The organism is Rummeliibacillus sp. SL167 (genome assembly GCF_007896505.1).
In the GTDB taxonomy this organism is placed as follows: domain Bacteria; phylum Bacillota; class Bacilli; order Bacillales_A; family Planococcaceae; genus Rummeliibacillus; species Rummeliibacillus suwonensis.
In genome coordinates, this window is sequence record NZ_VCBM01000004.1 from 65,033 (window position 1) to 84,890 (window position 19,858).

Sequence of the window (19,858 nt, forward strand, 5' to 3'; positions counted from 1 at the left end):
CCTTTATTATGCTTCTTGTCCTGATGTTTCTTCTTCGTCTTCGATCCCTAATTCTTTTTTAATCCAGTCGTAACCTTCAGCTTCTAGTTTTTCTGCTAATTCAGGACCACCAGAACGAACTACTCTACCTTGCATCATGATGTGAACATGATCAGGCGTAATATAGTTAAGTAAACGTTGATAGTGAGTAATCATTAAACAACCAAAGCCTTCACCACGCATAGCATTAATCCCTTTTGACACTACTTTTAAGGCATCGATATCAAGACCAGAGTCAATTTCATCTAGGATTGCAAATTTAGGTTTTAACATCATCAATTGAAGAATTTCATTACGTTTCTTTTCGCCGCCTGAGAATCCTTCGTTTAAGTAACGTTGACCCATTTCTTCAGGCATTTCTAAAAATTCCATTTTGTCATCTAGTTCACGGATAAATTTCATAAGAGAAATCTCGTTACCTTCTCCACGACGTGCATTGATAGCTGAACGTAAAAAATCAGCATTTGTTACACCAGAAATTTCTGATGGGTACTGCATGGCTAAGAACAGACCAGCTTTTGCACGTTCATCCACTTCCATTTCAAGAACATTTTTATCGTCTAAAGTGATAGAACCTGAAGTAACTTCGTATTTTGGATGTCCCATAATAGCGGACGCTAAAGTGGATTTACCTGTACCATTTGGCCCCATTATTGCATGAATTTCGTTTGTATTGAGTGATAAGTTAACACCCTTTAAAATCTCTTTCCCGTCAATAGCAACGTGAAGATCTTTAATGACTAATGTTGACATTCTATTACCTCCGTTTAATTCAGTGAATGAAATGCATAACCATTTCTAATTTAATATCATTCTAATTTTAGCTTAAAAAAAAATCGTTTGCAAATCATTTGAAAATGTTTCTCAATTTATTCTAAGGATGCTTTATATATAATCTGAAACTCATTTAACACATTATTTCTAAGTATTAATTGAAAATCCATTGATTTTCAATAAAAGATTTCTAATTGAGAATCGATTTCACTACAGAAACATTAAAAACATCATTTTTCAGATATTTTATATACTCAAACGTTATGTACAACTCACATAATTTAACAGGCCGTGTGTTCTAATATCAAGATGTACTAACGAATAGAGATTATTGTATGATAACTGCTTATAAAGATGAAGAAAATTCCTAGCAAAATAAAAAAGGCTATCTTCCTTATTTAACATTTCCTTCATCAAGGAATGCCTAAATTAGAAGATAGCTTTTATTATTTATCAAGCGTGTTGATTATCCAATTTTTTCCACAAAATATAAGTGTATTCACTGGTTTTCGCTACGGCTTGCTCGCTTTCCCGCGGGACATTGAATTGACTTCATCGAATCGACACCGCACGAAGAAAATGTGCATGCATTTTCGAGGACTCGAGCAAGCCGCAGCGAAGATCTACACAAATGGAGCTAAAAATATATGGTTTTTTAGAATTTCGTCCAATTTATTACCTATTTTTTCCTAATCAACACGCCTGATTATTTATATTACAAATACATGTACTAGTGGAATTATTGAGCTATTGCTTGTGTACGAAGAGATTCATTGACACTTTCTGCCACACTTCTACCTTCATTTATAGCCCAAACAACTAAACTTTGACCACGTCTTGCATCACCTGCAGCAAAAACATTTTCCACATTTGTTGCAAAATTAGTTGTTCTTGCAGCAATACGGTTATTGGTGATTTTGACACCGAATTGTTCTGCAACACCGTGTTCGGTACCCTCGAAACCAATTGCTACAAATACATAATCTACAGGCCAAACCTTTTCAGTTCCTGGTAATTCATTGAAGTATACATACCCTTCATCACTAATGACTTTTTCCATTTGGATGGTATGCAATTCTTTTACATGCCCATTGCTACCCGCAACAATTTTCTTGGTTTGGATACAATATTCGCGAGGATCACGACCGTATTTTGCATTTGCTTCTGCATAAGCATAATCCAATTTATAGACATGCGGATTTGTTGGCCATGGATTATCAGCTGCACGATGTTCAGGCAATTGTGGATGCTTACCAAATTGAAATACAGATTTACAATTTTGACGAAGAGATGTAGCAACACAGTCAGCACCTGTATCACCACCACCAATAACGATCACATTTTTGCCTTTCATATCTAAAAATTGACCATCTTCGAAATTGGAATCTAGCAAGCTTTTTGTAGTAGATGTCAAATAATCCATTGCTAGAACAACACCTTCAGCTTCACTACCTTCTATACGTAAATGTCTTTGCTTTGTTGAACCAGTGCAAAGAATGATAGCATCAAATTCTTTTTTCAATTCATCAGCTGTTACGTCCTTACCAATTTCCGTATTCAAGATAAAATGAACGCCTTCGTCTGCAAGCAATTGCACGCGTCTTTCGACAACTTTCTTATCTAATTTCATATTCGGAATACCATAAGTAAGTAAACCACCTGCACGGTCAGATCTTTCGTACACAGTAACAGAATGACCATACTGATTCAGTTGGTCAGCAGCCGCTAAGCCAGCAGGACCTGAACCAACGATAGCGACCTTTTTACCTGTGCGATGTTCAGGAATACGAGGTGTTATCCATCCATTTTCAAATCCTTTATCGATGATTGCACGTTCAATACTTTTAATCGAAACTGCAGGATCTGATATGGCTAATGTACATGATCCTTCACATGGCGCAGGACAAACTCTTCCCGTAAATTCTGGGAAATTATTCGTTAATAATAGCCGATCAAGGGCTTCCTTCCATTTTCCATGATAGACTAAATCATTCCATTCAGGGATTACATTATGGATCGGACAACCCGCGGCAGAACCACGGATCTCCATTCCCATATGACAAAACGGTGTACCACAATCCATACAACGTGCACCTTGGATTTGAAGAGCTTCGTCAGTTAATCGTGAAGCATATTCTTTCCAATTTTTGATACGCTCTAGTGGTGGCTGTTCTTTCCCTTTTTCTCGACTATATTCCATAAATCCAGTTTTCTTCCCCATCTAGAACCCCTCCTTATTTATTGGAAAGCACTAAATCCTTTTTCGATGAATTGATCAAAAATGCTTTCATCGTTGCTTGTTCTTCTGACAATCCTTGTGCTTCAAATTCACTAATGCGGCCTAACATTCTCTTATAATCTGTAGGGACTACTTTGACAAAGTGGCCTACATAATCTGACCAGTTCGTTAAAATTTGTTTTGCTTTTGTACTTTCAGTGTAGTGAACATGTTTTTCTAGTAATTGTTGGAGAATCGCTTCATCCTCTTTAGAATGAACGCTCTCAAAACCAATCATTTCTTTGTTACATTTGTCTTTGAAATCTTCAGCATCTTGAGGCAACACATAAGCAATCCCACCGGACATACCAGCTCCGAAGTTTTTACCTACATCACCTAAGATCACTACTCGACCTCCAGTCATATATTCACAACCATGATCACCGATACCTTCGACCACTACATTAGCGCCACTGTTACGAACGGCAAAACGTTCTCCTGCACGACCATTAATATAGGCTTCGCCGCTAGTTGCACCATATAAGCATACATTTCCGGCAATAACATTCGTTTCTGCTTGTCCTCGTACCGGTGAGCTAACCACAACTTTACCACCGGACAACCCTTTACCGAAGTAATCGTTTGCATCACCCTCAACATGCATTAACATTCCTCTTGGGATAAATGCACCAAAGCTTTGACCAGCTGAACCCGTAAAGTTCAATGTAATGGTATCGTCCACAAGTCCTCTCGCACCATAACGTTTTGAAATTTCACTACCAACGATCGTACCGACAACTCGATCTGTGTTCTTGATAGGATAATGTAGTGAAATTGGTCTTTCTTCTATAATAGATTCTTCTACTTTACTTAAAATTTCACGTAGATCAAGCGATTCATCAAGTTTGTGATTTTGTTGTACTTGTTTTGTTCTTGGTCCTTCATTTTGATGTAGGAGCGCTTCTAAATCTAATTGACTAGCTTTCCAATGTTTTTTCGCACGCTCACTTACCTCTAATACATCTGTACGTCCAACCATTTCTTCAAAAGTCCTAAAACCAAGTGTTGCCATATATTCTCGAACTTCTTCTGCTATAAACATCATAAAGTTCACTACATGGTCTGCTGTACCCATGAATTTTTTACGAAGTTCAGGGTTTTGTGTAGCAATACCAACCGGACATGTATCTAAATGGCAAGCACGCATCATGACACAGCCAAGTACGATCAATGGAGCAGTTGCAAAGCCGAATTCTTCTGCACCAAGTAATGCTGCCATTACAACGTCTTTCCCTGTCATTAATTTACCATCTGTTTCAAGCGTTACACGATTACGAAGTCCATTTAACATTAATGTTTGATGAGCTTCTGATAATCCTAATTCCCATGGAAGACCTGTATGCTTGATACTTGTTTTGGGTGATGCCCCAGTACCACCATCATAACCGCTAATAACAATCACGTCTGCTGCACCTTTTGCTACACCAGCAGCAATTGTACCGATCCCTGATTTTGCTACGAGTTTCACACTGATACGTGCGTCACGGTTCGCATTTTTCAAATCATGAATCAATTCAGCCATGTCTTCGATTGAATAAATATCATGATGTGGTGGTGGTGAAATAAGTCCTACACCTGTTGTTGAACCCCTTACATCAGCAACCCAAGGATAAACTTTATTGCCTGGAAGTTGACCACCTTCACCAGGTTTTGCCCCTTGAGCCATTTTAATCTGTAACTCACTCGCATTGACTAAGTAATGGCTCTTAACGCCAAATCGGCCAGAAGCAATTTGTTTGATCGAGCTTCTACGATTATCACCATTTTCGTCCGGTACAAAGCGACTTGGATGTTCACCACCCTCACCGCTATTACTTTTGCCTCCAATTCGATTCATCGCGATAGCTAATGTTTCATGTGCTTCTTGACTAATTGAACCGTAAGACATAGCCCCTGTCTTGAATCGCTTAACGATGGATTCAGCAGACTCTACTTCTTCTAATGGAATCTTATGTTCCGTCTTTTTGAAAGTTAATAAATTTCTCAAGAAGCCGATTTGTTCTTCATTTGCCATTTCAGTGAATTGATGGAACAAGCCAAAGTCACCATTACGTGTAGCTTGCTGTAATGTATGGATCGTTTTTGGATTGAATGCATGATGTTCTCCTGAACTTCTCCACTGGAAGTTGCTACCTGGTGGTAAAACACGTTCAATGGACTGAACTGCTTCTTCATGTTTTTTCAGAGCTTCTTTCGCAATGGTTGGTAAATCGATACCACCTAGTTTGGATACAGTTCCAGTAAAGTATTTTTCAATCACATCTTTACTGATTCCAACGGCTTCGAAAATTTGGGCTCCACGATAACTTTGAACTGTTGAAATTCCCACTTTTGACATTACTTTAACGACACCTTCTGAAGTTGCCTTTGCGTAACGTCGAACAGCTTCTTCGTAACTGTAGCTGATATGTCCATCTTCAATAGCTTTTGCCAAAGTAGCAAAGGCTAAATAGGGATATATCGCATCTACACCATATCCGATCAATGCAGCATAATGATGTACTTCTCTTGTTTCACCTGTTTCAACAATGATACTTACTTTTGTACGTTGCCCTGTTTGTACAAGATGTTGATGAACACTACTTGCTGCAAGTAAAATAGGAATGACAGGTGTGTTTACGCTTAATGATTTATCAGACAAAACAAGTAGCTGAACACCTTTTTCAATCGCTTCATCTGCCTCTTTTGCTAGTCTTGCCAAATCTTTTTCCAAATCTTCTGACATTGCAAGATCAATAGTAGTTATATCAAATTGCTTTTGCGCTTTTAACTTTTGGAATTGACTATTCGTCAACACAGGTGTTTTTAAAAAGATGCGATGACAATTTTCGGCAGTCGGATGCAATAGATCACCTTCTGCACCAAGAAGAGTCATTGTTGAAGTCACAATATGCTCACGAATCGAATCAATTGGTGGGTTTGTTACTTGAGCAAATAATTGCTTGAAATAATTGAATAACGATTGTGGTTTATCAGATAGGACTGCTAATGGCGCATCATTTCCCATTGAACCAAGCGGATCTTTTCCTCCAACCACCATCGGAACTATATATTTCTGAACATCTTCATGCGTATAACCGAACACCTTTTGTCTAAATAATAGGTCATCTATTTTTTCCGGTCTTTCTTCTGAAGGCTCAACCACAACAAGGTTTTCTTCTAACCATTTAGCATATGGTTTTGCCTGTGCCATTTCAGATTTTAATTCTTCATCTGAAACAATCCGTCCTTGTTCTAAATCAACAAGCAGCATTTTCCCCGGACTTAGTCGTTCTTTATAAACAATGTTTTCTTCCTCGATATCAACTACACCAACTTCTGATGAGAAAATGATGTAATCATCCTTTGTGACATAATAACGTGCAGGTCGTAAGCCATTACGATCCAATATCGCACCAATTTGTTTTCCATCCGTGAAACAAATAGCCGTTGGTCCATCCCAAGGTTCCATTAGACAGCTTTGATATTGATAAAAAGCTTTTTTCTCAGCGGAGATATGCGGATTTTCTGTCCATGGTTCAGGAATCATCATCATCGCTGTTTGGGCAGGTGTACGACCAGCTAACACGAAAAATTCAAATGCATTATCTAACATCGATGAATCACTACCATTTGGATCTGTAATTGGTAGGACTTTTTCAAGATCTTCTCCGAAAGCTTCAGAAATAAATTGTTGCTCACGCGCCTTCATCCAGTTAATATTACCTCGTAACGTATTAATTTCACCGTTATGAATAATATAGCGATTAGGGTGTGCACGTTCCCAAGATGGGAAAGTATTTGTACTGTAACGTGAATGGACCATAGAGAAAGCTGATGTGAAGCGTTCATCTTGTAAATCTAGATAAAATTCTACTACTTCTTCCGGTGCTAATAGACCTTTAAATACGATTGTACGGCTTGACATGCTTGCGCAATAAAAATCTTTATTTTGTTTTTTTGCCCATAATTCTGTTTGTTTCCGAATCAAATACAACTTTCTTTCAAAAGCAAGAGAATCATTTGTATTTACAGCCTTTATAAACACTTGACGAACAACTGGAGCCGTTTCTTTGGCAATGTCGCTCAATGGTTCAGGATTAACCGGTACAGTACGCCAGCCAAGTAATTCTTGCCCTTCTTTCACGATGAAATCATTTAGTTTCGTTTCAATTTCTTGTTGCACTTTACTGTTTTTATCAAAAAATAACATTCCTACTCCATATTGTCCGACAGCAGGTAATGTCCAATCTATACAAACTTCGCGGAAAAAGGCATCCGGGATTTGAACCATTAGTCCAGATCCATCTCCTGTTTTGCCGTCACTTCCGCGTCCAGCTCTATGATCTAATCTACATAACATTTCTAAGCCTTTCATCACGATGTCATGTGTGGGTCTACCCTGCAATTGTGCGTAAAGTCCAATACCACATGCATCATGCTCAAATTGTGGAGAGTATAAACCTTGTGCTGTTGGAATTTTGTGAAATGTCATACGATTCCCTCCTTTATATATAAAAAGTGACTTAAATATATTTTAGTTTTTCAAATTGATATAAACAATATATAATTTGGATAGGATTAATCTATAAAATAGATAAATAGGAGATGACATGGCGTGGAACTAAGACAATTAAGATATTTTGTAGCAGTTGCTGAAAGAGAACATATCTCTGAAGCTGCGGAAAATTTACATGTAGCGCAGTCAGCTGTTAGTCGTCAAATCGCCAATTTAGAAGAAGAATTAGGTATCGAATTGTTTGAAAGAGTAGGTCGTAACGTAAAACTAACACCGATTGGTAAGACTTTTCTTGAGTATACAATCGCTGCGTTACAAGCCATTGATTTTGCTAAAAAGCAAGTTGATGAATATTTGAATCCTGAAAAAGGGACGATAAAAATCGGTTTCCCTTCAAGCTTGGCAAGTTTTCTTTTGCCTACCGTCATTTCGGCATTTAAAAAAGAGCATCCAAATGTTTCCTTTCACTTAAGACAAGGTTCCTACCGATATCTCATTAATGCCGTCAAACAACGTGAACTAAACTTAGCCTTTTTAGGACCTGTTCCTGCAAGAGATGACGCGATCAATACTAAAATACTGTTTACAGAAAATATTGCGGCTCTTGTGCCCGCATCACACCAGCTTGCCACAAAAGAAGAGATCCAATTAGCAGACCTGCGTAATGAAGGATTCGTGTTATTCCCAGATGGGTACATCTTAAACAAAGTAGTGGTAGAAGCATGTAAATCTGTTGGCTTTAGCCCCAAAATTAGTTCAGAAGGAGAAGATATGGACGCTTTAAAAGGTTTGGTGGCAGCAGGCATAGGCGTTACGCTCCTACCGGAAAGTGCGTTTTACGATTCGACTCCTCGGCGCACAAAAAAATTAGCTCTTGTTGAGCCACCATTTACACGTAATGTTGGTGTGATTTATCCTGTTAATCGAGAACTAGCACCATCTGAAAAAATTTTCTTGAATTTTGTGAGTCAATTCTTTACTAGGTTATCTCAATTCAAATAAAATTCACGTACCATCATATCATATTCAAGAATAAATCTATGTGAAATCATTATATATATTTTTTGAAAAAAATAAAATTCTATACGTAAACATTTTTTCTCTTGTCCCGATCCAATTGACCATCATTTTTTTTGCATATGGATTACAATCATTGATTTTTCCATAAACCGGCATAAAAAATTTATGTTTCTAAATACAAAAAGACGCTAAAACAAATAATGTTCTAGCGTCTTTTTCTCTTGCATTGATAAGCGAGAAGTTCCAACCGCAAGACTTAAGTACAAGCAGACAATGAGACATACAAATCACTGCCTAGAAAAGTCTTTTGTTTCAAACTTCACTAACACATAGAAGAAAATGAACACCACTATGTGAAATTTTATTTTGCTTATGCTATTAATTATTTAGATACTGGTACTACTGAACCTTTCCATTCTTCATTGATAAAATCTTGAATTTCTTTTGAATGTAATACGTCTACTAATTTTTTCACTGCTTCATTATCTTTGTTTTCTTTCTTCACAGCTATAACATTCACATATGGAGAATCTTTATCTTCAAGAGCAATTGCATCTTTTGTTGGGACTAACCCAGCATCGATTGCGAAGTTAGAGTTGATAACAACTGCATCTCCTTCTTTGTTTTCGTACATTTGTACTAACATTTCAGGGGCAGTTTTTGTATCGATTTTTATGTTTTTAGGATTTTTAGCAATATCTTTGATTTCAGCTGATGCTTTATCAACGCCATCTTTCAATGTGATTAAACCTTTAGCTTCTAATAATGTCAAAATACGACCTTGGTCAGCTACAGAATTACTGATAAGAATAGTTGCACCCTTTGGAAGATCATCTAGAGTTTTATATTTTTTAGAATAAATACCGATTGGTTCAATATGAATACCTCCAGCATTTACAAAGTCATATCCATTATCTTTAATTTGTTGTTCAAGATAAGGAATGTGTTGGAAATAGTTTGCATCTAAATCACCAGAATCAAGATCTTTGTTTGGTAATACATAATCTTGATATTTTTCGATTTGTAAGTCAACGCCCTCTTTTTTAAGAATTGGTTGCGCTTTTTTAAGAATGACAGCATGTGGTGTATTAGAAGCACCTACTACCAATTTTGTTTCTTTTGCATCTTTTTTTGAATCGTCAGAAGCAGATTTATCATTGCTTCCGCAAGCTGCTAAACTTAATGCTAGTGAAGCTGTTAGGATTCCTGCTATTAGTTTCTTCATAAAATAACCTCTTTTCTATTTTTTCTCTATGTGAACGTTGAAACAACGTATACACCAATTATCGTTTATCCGTTTTCGATGTGATGAAATCCCCGATAAATTGAATGATAAATACAATGATTAACACTAATATGGTAGCGACCAAGGTTACATCGTTACGACTACGTTGAAACCCATCCATAAATGCCAAATTGCCTAAACCACCTGCACCGATTACGCCTGCCATTGCGGTGTAGCCAACTAATGCTACCGCAGTGACCGTAATACCAGAGATTAGAGCTGGCAGAGATTCTGGTATTAAAACTTTCCAAATGATTGTCCAAGTTTTTGCCCCCATCGAGCGAGCGGCTTCAATAACACCCTTATCGATCTCACGCAAAGCAATCAGAACCATCCGAGCATAAAAAGGTGCGGCACCGATAATCAAAGCTGGTAAAGCTGCATTGGCACCACGAATAGTACCTAATAAGAATTTTGTAAATGGAATTAAAAGAATAACTAAAATGATAAATGGAATAGATCGGAAAATGTTAACAAATGAACCTGTTAATACATTGACAATCTTATTCGCCCAAAGCTGTGTTGGACTTGTTAAAAACAATACAATCCCAAGAACTAGTCCTAAAATAAATGTAAGAAGTGTGGAAACAGCTGTCATATAGATGGTTTCTCTAGTAGCTTCCCACATCATTTCCCAATCGACATTCGGAAAGAGATCATTCAGCATTATTGATCACCTCCGATTTAATGCCTTGTATATCTAAATATTGAATAGCTTTCGCTACATGATCTGTATCGCCAACAATCCGGACAATTAATGTACCATAAGGTCCGCTCTTCGTAGGTGAGATATTGCCGTGAACAATATTCACGTCAACATTGAACTCACGTATTAGTTGTGAAATAACAGGTTGTTCTGTTTTAGAACCTACAAAGAATAACTTAATCAGTTGATCATTTGGATAATCTTCCAGCATTTGTGAAATAGATTCTTTATGTCCTGCTGTTTCCGTTACTTGGGAAACAAATTTTTGGGTGATTTCTGCTTTTGGAGATTGGAAAACTTCGAGAACATTTCCACGTTCCACAATCTTTCCTGCTTCCATTACTGCAACGCGATGGCAAATCTTACGAATGACATGCATTTCATGAGTGATTAATACAATGGTTAACCCCAGTTTTTCATTGATACTTACAAGTAAATCTAAAATTGCATCCGTCGTTTCTGGATCAAGAGCTGACGTAGCCTCATCACAGAGCAATACTTCTGGATCATTGGCCAATGCTCGAGCAATCCCCACCCGTTGTTTTTGACCACCAGAGAGTTGAGATGGATAAGATTTTTCTCTTCCTTTCAAACCAACTAGCTCGATTAGTTCAAGCACCCGTTTTTGACGTTCTGCTTTGCTAATACCCGCAATCTCTAATGGAAAGGCTATATTTTCTTCTACTGTTCTTGACCATAATAAGTTGAAATGTTGGAAGATCATACTTATTTTATGACGAGCATTTCGAAGTTCTTTTCCTCTTATCGCTGAAATGTTTTGTCCGTTTACAATAACTTTCCCTGATGTAGGTTTTTCTAAACCGTTGAGTAATCGGATCATTGTACTTTTCCCAGCGCCGCTATAACCGATAATGCCAAAAATCTCGCCATCATTTATTGATAAGTTAACATCATTAACTGCAGTAAGATACCCATTAGCGGTTTTGTATTTTTTTACGACATTTTCTAACTGAATCATTATCAAAACCACCTTCTATTTTTAAGCGACTGACATGTGAATGTAACTATACATTTGTTTGTCGAATTAGAAAAACTATTTCATTCTTAACCTTGTCCATATTTAATATATTGCTGATATTCCTCAACAGCCCGCTTGCTCCTGCGGTTACTCGTCGCAGAAAGAATTTGCTCCTGCGGTTACTCGTCGCAGAAAAAACATGCTCCTGAGACCGCTTATTGCAGAAATGGCTTCACCGTAAGATCTATACAATTTCTTGCAAGAAGTCGCTACCTTTCACTCAAGTATGAGTGTATCAGCAATGTTCTATGTAGGAGTCCAAAATAAAAACCCTTCTGCAAGACTAACAGAAGGGTTCACGTGCAATTACGAAACCGTTCTCTCATCTCCCAAAGTTGTTCACTTTGCGTGAATTGGCACCATATCACATTGTGACGGTTGCCGGGCTTCATAGGGCACTTCCCTCCACCACTCTAAATAAGACAACGTAAATAATTATTTAATTTATGTCTGTTACTTTACCACTCTATGTTAGCATCGTCAATCTTTTTTCTGAAATTTATCAAATAAATATAAAACAGATCGGAATGCATAAATTTTATCTTCTATTTCCCCATTTTTTGCAATCAATAAACACGGAACACTTTCAATCTCATAATCAATAGCTATCTGTTTAATATAATTGATATTTGCTTTTCCTATTGGAACATCTGGAAAAGTTTCTTCTATTATTGCCATCATTTTAGATGCAATTTTACATGTACCACACATCGGGGTATATAAATAGAAAGCGCATAATGATTGGCTTTCCTTTGTACTCTCCCATTGTTCAATAGACCATTCTTGCATGATATGTCATTCCTTATTCTATAAGATAAGCTGGGTTTACTTTAAAATTCGCAGCTAATAATATTCTAGCTAAATATTTTCTCGGTGTCGCTTCAACTTGTTTATATAAAGTACGCGTTCGTAAAAAGTATGCTTCTGGATATTCTTTTTTCATCAAAGCTCGTAAACAATCACCTGAATAATCTTCATCAAAAAAAGCATACAAATCATATTCTTCATAGGGGTAAATCAGTTCTTCAAGGTTACTTGCGCTAATAGTTCCATTTGTACAAAGTATCGGAATATCTTCTGCTAATAAGGGTTGAATTTGCAATTTATCTTGCCTACCTTCTACAATAAGCACTTTATCAGACATGCTAATCACTCCTTACAGTTTTGTCCCGCATAAACAGGCAGTAATCTTATAAGGGTTGCTCTCTGGAATAAAGTGAGTAACTGCCTGTATATGCCCGACTGGTTCAACTAACTCTCAATAGGCTAAGAAACACCCATTGTGACAAGTTTCACTTTGTCCCGCATAAACAGGCAGTAATCTTATAAGGGTTGCTCTCTGGAATAAAGTGAGTAACTGCCTGTATATGCCCGACTGGTTCAACTAACTCACAGTGGGCTAAGAATCGCCCACTGTGACAAGTTTCACTCAATCCAACTTGAAATTGTACATAAAAACGCCAACACAAAAGTGTGGCGCCTCTATAGTAAAAATTATTCTTCGATTAGCTCTTTATATTGATCAGCTGTTAGTAATTTATCGATTTGAGAACTATCCGTAGGTTCTATTACAACCATCCATGCTTTTTCATATGGTGATTCGTTCACGAATTCTGGACTATCTTCTAATTCCTCATTGATTTCAACAACTTTTCCTGAAACCGGCGCATAAATTTCTGATACAGTTTTGACAGATTCAACACTACCAAATGGTTCGTCTGCTACTACTTCGTCCCCTACTTGTGGTAGTTCAACGAACACGATATCCCCTAGTTCTGATTGTGCAAATTCTGTAATACCAATGCGTACTTTACCTTCATCTATTTTTACCCATTCATGCTCTTCTGAATAACGCAAATCTGCTGGTATGCTCATTATTACCCCTCCAAATATGTATTAATATTCACTTTAATTTTGACATATTCCCTATACAAAAACAAGCTAATTCCTTTACTATTTCCATGTGTTTTCAAAGTCATCTTCTTTAAAGCCCAACGTAATTCTTTGTCCATCAGTCACAATTGGTCTCTTAATAAGCATGCCATCTGAGGCTAATAATTCAAGCTGTTCTTCATCTGACATTTCTTTTAGACGATCTTTTAATTGAAGCTCACGATATTTTTTTCCAGATGTATTAAAAAATTTTTTTAAAGGGTACCCACTTAATTTCCAGTAATTCGTTAGTTCTTCTTTTGTGGGTGCTTCTTCTACAATATGTCGTGCAGTATACTCAATGCCATTTTCATTTAACCATGCTTGCGCTCTTTTACATGTCGTACACTTGGGATAGTGAATCATTTTGATCGTCATATGGATGCTCCTTTTTTTACGGTTTTTTATTGTTTTCTTTCATTGTAGTGTGACAGCCGTGTACAAGCAAGAAATCCGATCACCATTTATCATGACCGGATTTCTAGTTTTTATGCAAATTTTATACATTAAACCGTATACTTTTCTTCAGCAATCAGTTTTAAAGAAGCTTGACGTTTTTTCACGATCAAATTATATGGAGTAAAACGTGTCAGTTTACGCAATGCAGATAGTAGCATGCGTGCTTCGTCACCTTCTACAGAACCAATAATTGTTTCTTTTGCTTCTTTTTCGATTTCTGCAAAAGCCTCTTGTACGAAGATCTCTGTGTACAAAACTTTTTGTGCCGATTTATCGAAGCCATCACGCGCAAGTGCCTTTTCCGTGCGGAGAACAACAGATTCTATTGCGAATAATTGATTGGCGATGTTGGCAATATTCACTAAGATTTCTTGTTCTTGCTCTAGTTTTTGACCAAAACGTTGTACTGCTGTACCTGCTGCTAGTAATGCAATTTTTTTCGCCATTTTCACTAGATGTTTTTCTTGTGCTAATGGTTCATCCCCAATTTCTTCTGGCACCAGCGATAGCAATTCCGCTTGTAAGCTTTGCGCCTGTTGAAGAAGTGGTAATTCGCCTTTCAAAGCTTTTTTTACAAAAGTTCCAGGAACGATTAGACGATTGATCTCATTTGTTCCTTCAAAAATACGGTTGATACGAGAGTCACGATAAATACGTTCAACTTCGTATTCCTGCATGTATCCATAACCACCATGTAATTGCACGGCTTCATCTGCTATATAATCCAACGTTTCAGAACCGAATACTTTATTGATCGAACATTCAATTGCATACTCAGCGATTGATGCTGCAACCGCTTTTCCGTCATTCTTTTCTTTTTCATTTAACTGACTCATACGATCCTCGAAATAACCAACCGTACGATAGATCAAAGATTCTGAAGCATATAATTTAGAAGCCATCGTTGCTAGTTTTTCTTTTGTTAGATTAAAGGATGAAATGGGTGTTCCAAATTGTTGACGTTGATTCGTATAGGCTATCGACAACTCAAGCGCGCGTTTTGAAGCCCCAATCGTCCCAACCCCTAGTTTATAACGGCCGATATTGAGAATATTGAAAGCGATAACGTGCCCACGCCCTACTTCACCTAATAGATTTTCCACAGGTACAGCAGCATCCTCAAAAATAAGCGTACGTGTTGAGGAAGATTTAATCCCCATTTTTTTCTCTTCCGCACCAGTTGATACACCTGGATATGAACGTTCTACGATAAATGCTGAAAATTTATCGCCATCTACTTTAGCATAAACAACAAAAACGTCCGCAAATCCTGAGTTTGTAATCCATTGTTTTTCACCGTTTAAAATATAATGAGTTCCTTCTGCATTGAGTTTAGCTGTTGTCTTCGCACCTAAAGCATCCGATCCTGATCCCGGCTCTGTTAACGCATATGCGGAGATCAGCTTACCTGAAGCCAACTTAGGAAGGTATTTGCGTTTTTGGTCTTCGTTACCGAATAAAACAATTGGAAGTGAGCCAATACCTACATGCGCACCATGAGTAATCGAAAAACCGCCAGCACGAGACATTTTTTCAGCAATTAAGGCTGAAGAAATTTTATCTAATCCTAGACCATCGTATTCTTCAGGAACATCGGCTGCTAGTAGCCCAAGCTCCCCAGCTTTTTTCAATAAACGAACAGAATTTTCAAATTCATGATTTTCTAATTTATCAACAACTGGTAGTACCTCGTTTTGTACATAATCTTCTGTTGTTTTAGCAATCATTTTATGCTCATCTGTGAAGTCTTCTGGAGTGAATACACGTCCAGCATCAATATCTTCTGTTAAAAAACTGCCACCTTTAATAAGTTTTAAAGTATTTTCTGCCATTTTAAATTCTCCCCTTTGTCTGATGAATTTTATCTCTCATTAACAAACACTAAGACCTTCATAAAACTAGGAAACAAGCGGGCGTTAAGTACCCGTAAAAACCTGATTGGTTCATTAACAATCGGTGAATGTATTAAAAAAACCTCATTCTATAAAATTTCAAACACGCCAGCTGCTCCCATGCCGCCACCAATGCACATCGTAACAACACCATATTTTTTACCTTGGCGCTTTAACTCATGGATTAGTTTAATCGTTAAAATCGTACCAGTTGCACCCAGTGGATGCCCTAAAGCAATGGCACCACCATTGACATTTACCTTTTCTAAATCAATTCCTAATTCACGTACAACTTGGATCGATTGGGATGCAAAAGCTTCGTTGATTTCCCATAAATCAATATCTTCTATGGATAATCCGGCAATCTTCAAGGCTTTGGGTACTGCTACGATTGGTCCGATTCCCATCACTTCTGGTGGCACGCCTCCGACTGCAAACCCTAAGAATTTTGCCAATGGTTGAAGCCCTTCTTTTTCCGCTTGTTCACGGTTCATCACAAGGACTGCTCCCGCACCATCTGAAGTTTGTGAAGCATTTCCTGCTGTCACACTTCCTGTTACCGAAAATGCAGGACGTAACTTAGCTAGTGTTTCAACAGAAGTACCTACCCGAACCCCCTCATCCATCGCGAAAGTAAGTTTCTTGACTTGCGCTTTATTATTTTCATCTACATAATGCTTTTCCACTTCCACTGGGACGATCTCGTCAACAAACTTGCCTTCTGCAATAGCTTTAGCGGCACGTTCATGTGATCGAACAGCAAAGGCATCTTGATCCCCTCTTGTGACACCATATTTCTTCGCCACTTCTTCTGCTGTATGCCCCATACTCATGTAATATTGTGGTGCTTCTTCTGCTAGCTTGGCATTCGGGCGAATAACATTACCCATCATCGGCACCATACTCATCGATTCAATACCACCAGCAATAATGACCTGTGAATGACCAAGCATAACTCGTTCCGCAGCATACGCAATGGATTGTAAGCCTGATGAACAGAATCGATTGACGGTAATAGCTGGAATAGTATCTGGCAAACCAGCTAATGCACCAATATTTCTCGCCACATTCATACCCTGTTCTGCTTCGGGCATCGCACAACCTATGATTAAATCATCTATTGGCCCTTCATATCCTGATCTTTTTAATGTCTCCTTAATAACCAATGCCCCTAAATCATCCGGTCTAACGGTTGCTAATGATCCTTTTTTTGCCTTGCCAATTGGTGTTCTTGCACCTGCTACGATTACGGCTTCACGCATATGATTTCCCCCTTTCACTACACAAAAACTAATTGCGTAATGGTTTTCCTTTCATCAACATGTGCTGCATTCTCGCTTGTGACTTTGGATGCTGTATAAGACTAATAAAGGCTTCTCTTTCAATATTCAAAAGATATTGTTCATCTACGAATGTGCCATATGGAACATTGCCACCTGCGATCACATAGGCCAATTTTTTAGCAATATATAAATCATGTTCGCTGATAAAACCTGATTGCAGTAAGTTTTGCGCTGCAAGTAATAACGTTGCATAACCTGGTTCCCCAACAACCGGCACTTTTTCACGTACAGGAGGCTTATAACCAGCTTCTGCTAAGGATAAGACTGCTTGTTTTGCATCATATAATTGATGATCTGGATTGACACTGATACCATCTGTAAAGTCTAAGAAATTATTTTCTCTTGCTTCTTCCCCAGACGTTGAGACTTTTGACATTGCGATCGATTCAAATACTTTATTGGCGATCGCTTGCAAGTCAATATCAACGCCTTTTGGTAAACCTTTTATATGTTTGATATAGAGTTCTTTGTTGCCACCACCACCAGGAATGAGTCCAACCCCGGTTTCTACTAAGCCTATATAAGTTTCCGGAGAAGTCTGAATATGTGCTGAAGGCAAGCAAATCTCTGCGCCCCCTCCAAGTGTCATGGCAAATGGTGCTGTAACGATCGGCTTATTGGAATACTTAATACGTAATGTGCCCTGCTGGAATGTATTCACAATATGATTTAATTCAAAAATATTATCATCTTGTGCTTCCATTAAAATCATGGCTAGATTTGCGCCGACAGAAAAATTTTTGCCTTGGTTGCCAATTACCAGCCCTTTGTAATCAGAGTCATCTAACAAATCCAAAGCATAGTTTAAAATTTGCATCACATCTAAGCCAAGTGCATTTGATTTTGAATGAAATTCTAACAACAATACTTGATCACCGAAATCTATCAAACTAGCACCCGCATTACTTTTTAAAACGCCATGCTTTTTCTTATAACGTTTTAAATCAATTACTTTTTCATTGAACGGAACCTTCTTATATCCCGTTCCATCAAAATAAGCTAGTTCTCCATCAATTTCCGAGTAAAAGCTTGTGTTTCCCTTATTGAGCAATGCTTTTGTCAATGCAGGGATTTCATATCCCTCTGCTTGCATTTTTTCTACAGATTCTTTCACACCGATAGCGTCCCAGATTTCAAATGGCCCTTGCGCCCAACCAAACCCCCACTTCATCGCATTATCAATGGCAACAATATCGTCTGCAATTTCGCCGACTAACTGTGCCGAATAAATAAGAGTAGGTGCAAATATACTCCAAAGTAGTTCCCCTGTACGATCTTGTGCATATGTTAGCGTTTTCACTTTAGCAGCTAGACCTTTTTGCTGTTTGGCTATTTCAATAGAAGGGGTTTTTAATTGTTTAACGGGTTCATATTTGAATGTATCTAAATTTAGTTCTGTGATGTCCTTTCCTTTTTTCAAAAAGAATCCCTGACCTGATTTTGCTCCTAGCCAGCCGTTATTGACCATCTTTTGAAGATATTCAGGAACTTCAAACACCTTTTGTTCATCACCAGTTGTATGATCGTAAACGTTTTTAGCAACATGGACAAATGTATCTAAGCCGACCACATCTAATGTTCGGAGTGTTGCCGATTTTGGTCGTCCAATCAATGGACCAGTGACAGAGTCTATTTCACCGACTGAATAACCTTTTTCTTTCATTACCTGTAATGTCACCATCAGACCGTACGTGCCGATGCGATTGCCAATAAAGTTTGGTGTATCCTTTGCCAGTACGACCCCTTTTCCTAAACGCTCTTCCGCAAATTGTCGCATAAATGTGATCAATTCTGGTAATGTATCTTGTGCTGGAATAACTTCTAATAACTTTAAATAGCGTGGAGGGTTAAAAAAATGTGTACCTAGGAAATGTTTTTTTAAATCTTCAGAACGACCTTCTATCATTGCATTGATACTAATACCTGATGTGTTGGAACTAACGATTGTACCAGGTCTACGTACCCCATCGATTTTCTCAAGCAAATTTTTCTTAATAGCAAGATTTTCTACTACAACTTCAATAATCCAATCCACGTCTTTTAATTTTTCTAAATCATCCTCTAAGTTACCAATCGTCATAAGGTTTAGACTTTTCTTCGTTGTCAATGGAGCTGGTTTTTGTTTCAGCAATTTTTGCACTGCATTAGCTGCAAAACGATTTCTCACACTAGAATCCTCTAAGGTTAGCCCCTTTGCTTTCTCTTCCTGTAAAAGCTCTTTTGGAACAATATCGAGCAGTAAAGTTGGAATTCCGATATTTGCTAAATGGGCGGCAATACCAGATCCCATTACACCTGAACCAATAACAGCTGCCTTTCGAATGCGATAAGTCATGAACAAATCCTCCCTTAACTTTTGAATGAATGTTCATTCATTTTATAATCAAAAAAATAAAGCTCCCTTATATGGAATTCATTTTAAACTATTTTATAAATTTCCGCAACGAAAAAATCTAATTCTTACAGAAAAACGTCCAAAATAGCTATATTAATAGATATATTTGCTGGAATAGTGCATGTAGATTTTTTTGCAAACAATTTACTAGCGCTTAAACCCTATGAACGTGTAGACTAAAAATAAGTAGGAGGGATT

Annotated in this window: 14 protein-coding genes and 1 riboswitch; of the genes, 1 reads left to right on the forward strand and 13 read right to left on the reverse strand. The window is 37.6% G+C overall.

Annotated features, from left to right (window positions below):
• Positions 1-6 precede the first annotated feature (6 nt).
• The 3 genes from sufC to gltB form a co-directional block, all read right to left on the reverse strand.
• The gene (sufC, locus tag FEZ13_RS15635; protein WP_146553455.1) at positions 7-792 is read right to left on the reverse strand and encodes a Fe-S cluster assembly ATPase SufC; all 786 of its coding nucleotides are present in this window, start codon (positions 790-792) and stop codon (positions 7-9) included.
• Positions 793-1,552: 760 nt separating this feature from the next.
• Positions 1,553-3,034 carry a glutamate synthase subunit beta gene (locus tag FEZ13_RS15640; RefSeq protein ID WP_146553456.1) on the reverse strand — a complete coding sequence of 494 codons (1,482 nt, stop codon included), beginning with the start codon at positions 3,032-3,034 and terminating at the stop codon, positions 1,553-1,555.
• A gap of 13 nt (positions 3,035-3,047) precedes the next feature.
• Positions 3,048-7,565: a glutamate synthase large subunit gene (gene gltB / locus FEZ13_RS15645; RefSeq protein WP_146553457.1), complete on the reverse strand. Its 4,518-nt coding sequence runs from the start codon at positions 7,563-7,565 to the stop codon at positions 3,048-3,050.
• A 123-nt stretch (positions 7,566-7,688) separates the two neighbouring features.
• On the opposite strand from gltB, the gene gltC reads away from it, so the two are divergent.
• Positions 7,689-8,591, forward strand: a complete 903-nt coding sequence (gltC, locus tag FEZ13_RS15650) for a glutamate biosynthesis transcriptional regulator GltC (protein WP_146553458.1) — start codon at positions 7,689-7,691, stop codon at positions 8,589-8,591.
• A 400-nt stretch (positions 8,592-8,991) separates the two neighbouring features.
• Here the strand turns inward: gltC and FEZ13_RS15655 are convergent, their stop codons facing one another.
• From FEZ13_RS15655 to FEZ13_RS15700, 10 genes are all read right to left on the reverse strand, one after another.
• The gene (locus FEZ13_RS15655) at positions 8,992-9,834 is read right to left on the reverse strand and encodes a MetQ/NlpA family ABC transporter substrate-binding protein (RefSeq protein WP_146553459.1); all 843 of its coding nucleotides are present in this window, start codon (positions 9,832-9,834) and stop codon (positions 8,992-8,994) included.
• A 58-nt stretch (positions 9,835-9,892) separates the two neighbouring features.
• On the reverse strand, positions 9,893-10,561 hold the full coding sequence (locus FEZ13_RS15660) for a methionine ABC transporter permease (protein ID WP_146550755.1): 669 nt from the start codon (positions 10,559-10,561) through the stop codon (positions 9,893-9,895).
• Positions 10,551-11,579 carry a methionine ABC transporter ATP-binding protein gene (locus tag FEZ13_RS15665; protein ID WP_146553460.1) on the reverse strand — a complete coding sequence of 343 codons (1,029 nt, stop codon included), beginning with the start codon at positions 11,577-11,579 and terminating at the stop codon, positions 10,551-10,553. Before FEZ13_RS15665 ends, FEZ13_RS15660 begins: the two co-directional genes overlap by 11 nt.
• Before the next feature lie 379 nt (positions 11,580-11,958).
• Positions 11,959-12,063: riboswitch (SAM riboswitch) on the reverse strand.
• A 56-nt stretch (positions 12,064-12,119) separates the two neighbouring features.
• Positions 12,120-12,428: a thioredoxin family protein gene (locus FEZ13_RS15670; protein ID WP_146553461.1), complete on the reverse strand. Its 309-nt coding sequence runs from the start codon at positions 12,426-12,428 to the stop codon at positions 12,120-12,122.
• A gap of 13 nt (positions 12,429-12,441) precedes the next feature.
• Positions 12,442-12,783 (reverse strand): toprim domain-containing protein, encoded by a 342-nt coding sequence (locus FEZ13_RS15675; RefSeq protein ID WP_146553462.1) that lies wholly within the window; start codon positions 12,781-12,783, stop codon positions 12,442-12,444.
• A gap of 350 nt (positions 12,784-13,133) precedes the next feature.
• A complete protein-coding gene (gcvH, locus tag FEZ13_RS15680) occupies positions 13,134-13,514 on the reverse strand; it encodes a glycine cleavage system protein GcvH (RefSeq protein WP_146553463.1) in 381 nt (126 codons plus the stop codon).
• Positions 13,515-13,592: 78 nt separating this feature from the next.
• Positions 13,593-13,949: an arsenate reductase family protein gene (locus FEZ13_RS15685; protein WP_146550760.1), complete on the reverse strand. Its 357-nt coding sequence runs from the start codon at positions 13,947-13,949 to the stop codon at positions 13,593-13,595.
• 128 nt (positions 13,950-14,077) lie between these two features.
• On the reverse strand, positions 14,078-15,862 hold the full coding sequence (locus FEZ13_RS15690; RefSeq protein WP_146553464.1) for an acyl-CoA dehydrogenase family protein: 1,785 nt from the start codon (positions 15,860-15,862) through the stop codon (positions 14,078-14,080).
• A gap of 149 nt (positions 15,863-16,011) precedes the next feature.
• Entirely contained in the window at positions 16,012-17,184 is a 1,173-nt protein-coding gene (locus tag FEZ13_RS15695; RefSeq protein ID WP_146553465.1) for an acetyl-CoA C-acetyltransferase, read from the reverse strand.
• Between the two features lie 28 nt (positions 17,185-17,212).
• Positions 17,213-19,600, reverse strand: a complete 2,388-nt coding sequence (locus FEZ13_RS15700; RefSeq protein WP_146553466.1) for a 3-hydroxyacyl-CoA dehydrogenase/enoyl-CoA hydratase family protein — start codon at positions 19,598-19,600, stop codon at positions 17,213-17,215.
• Positions 19,601-19,858: the final 258 nt, after the last annotated feature.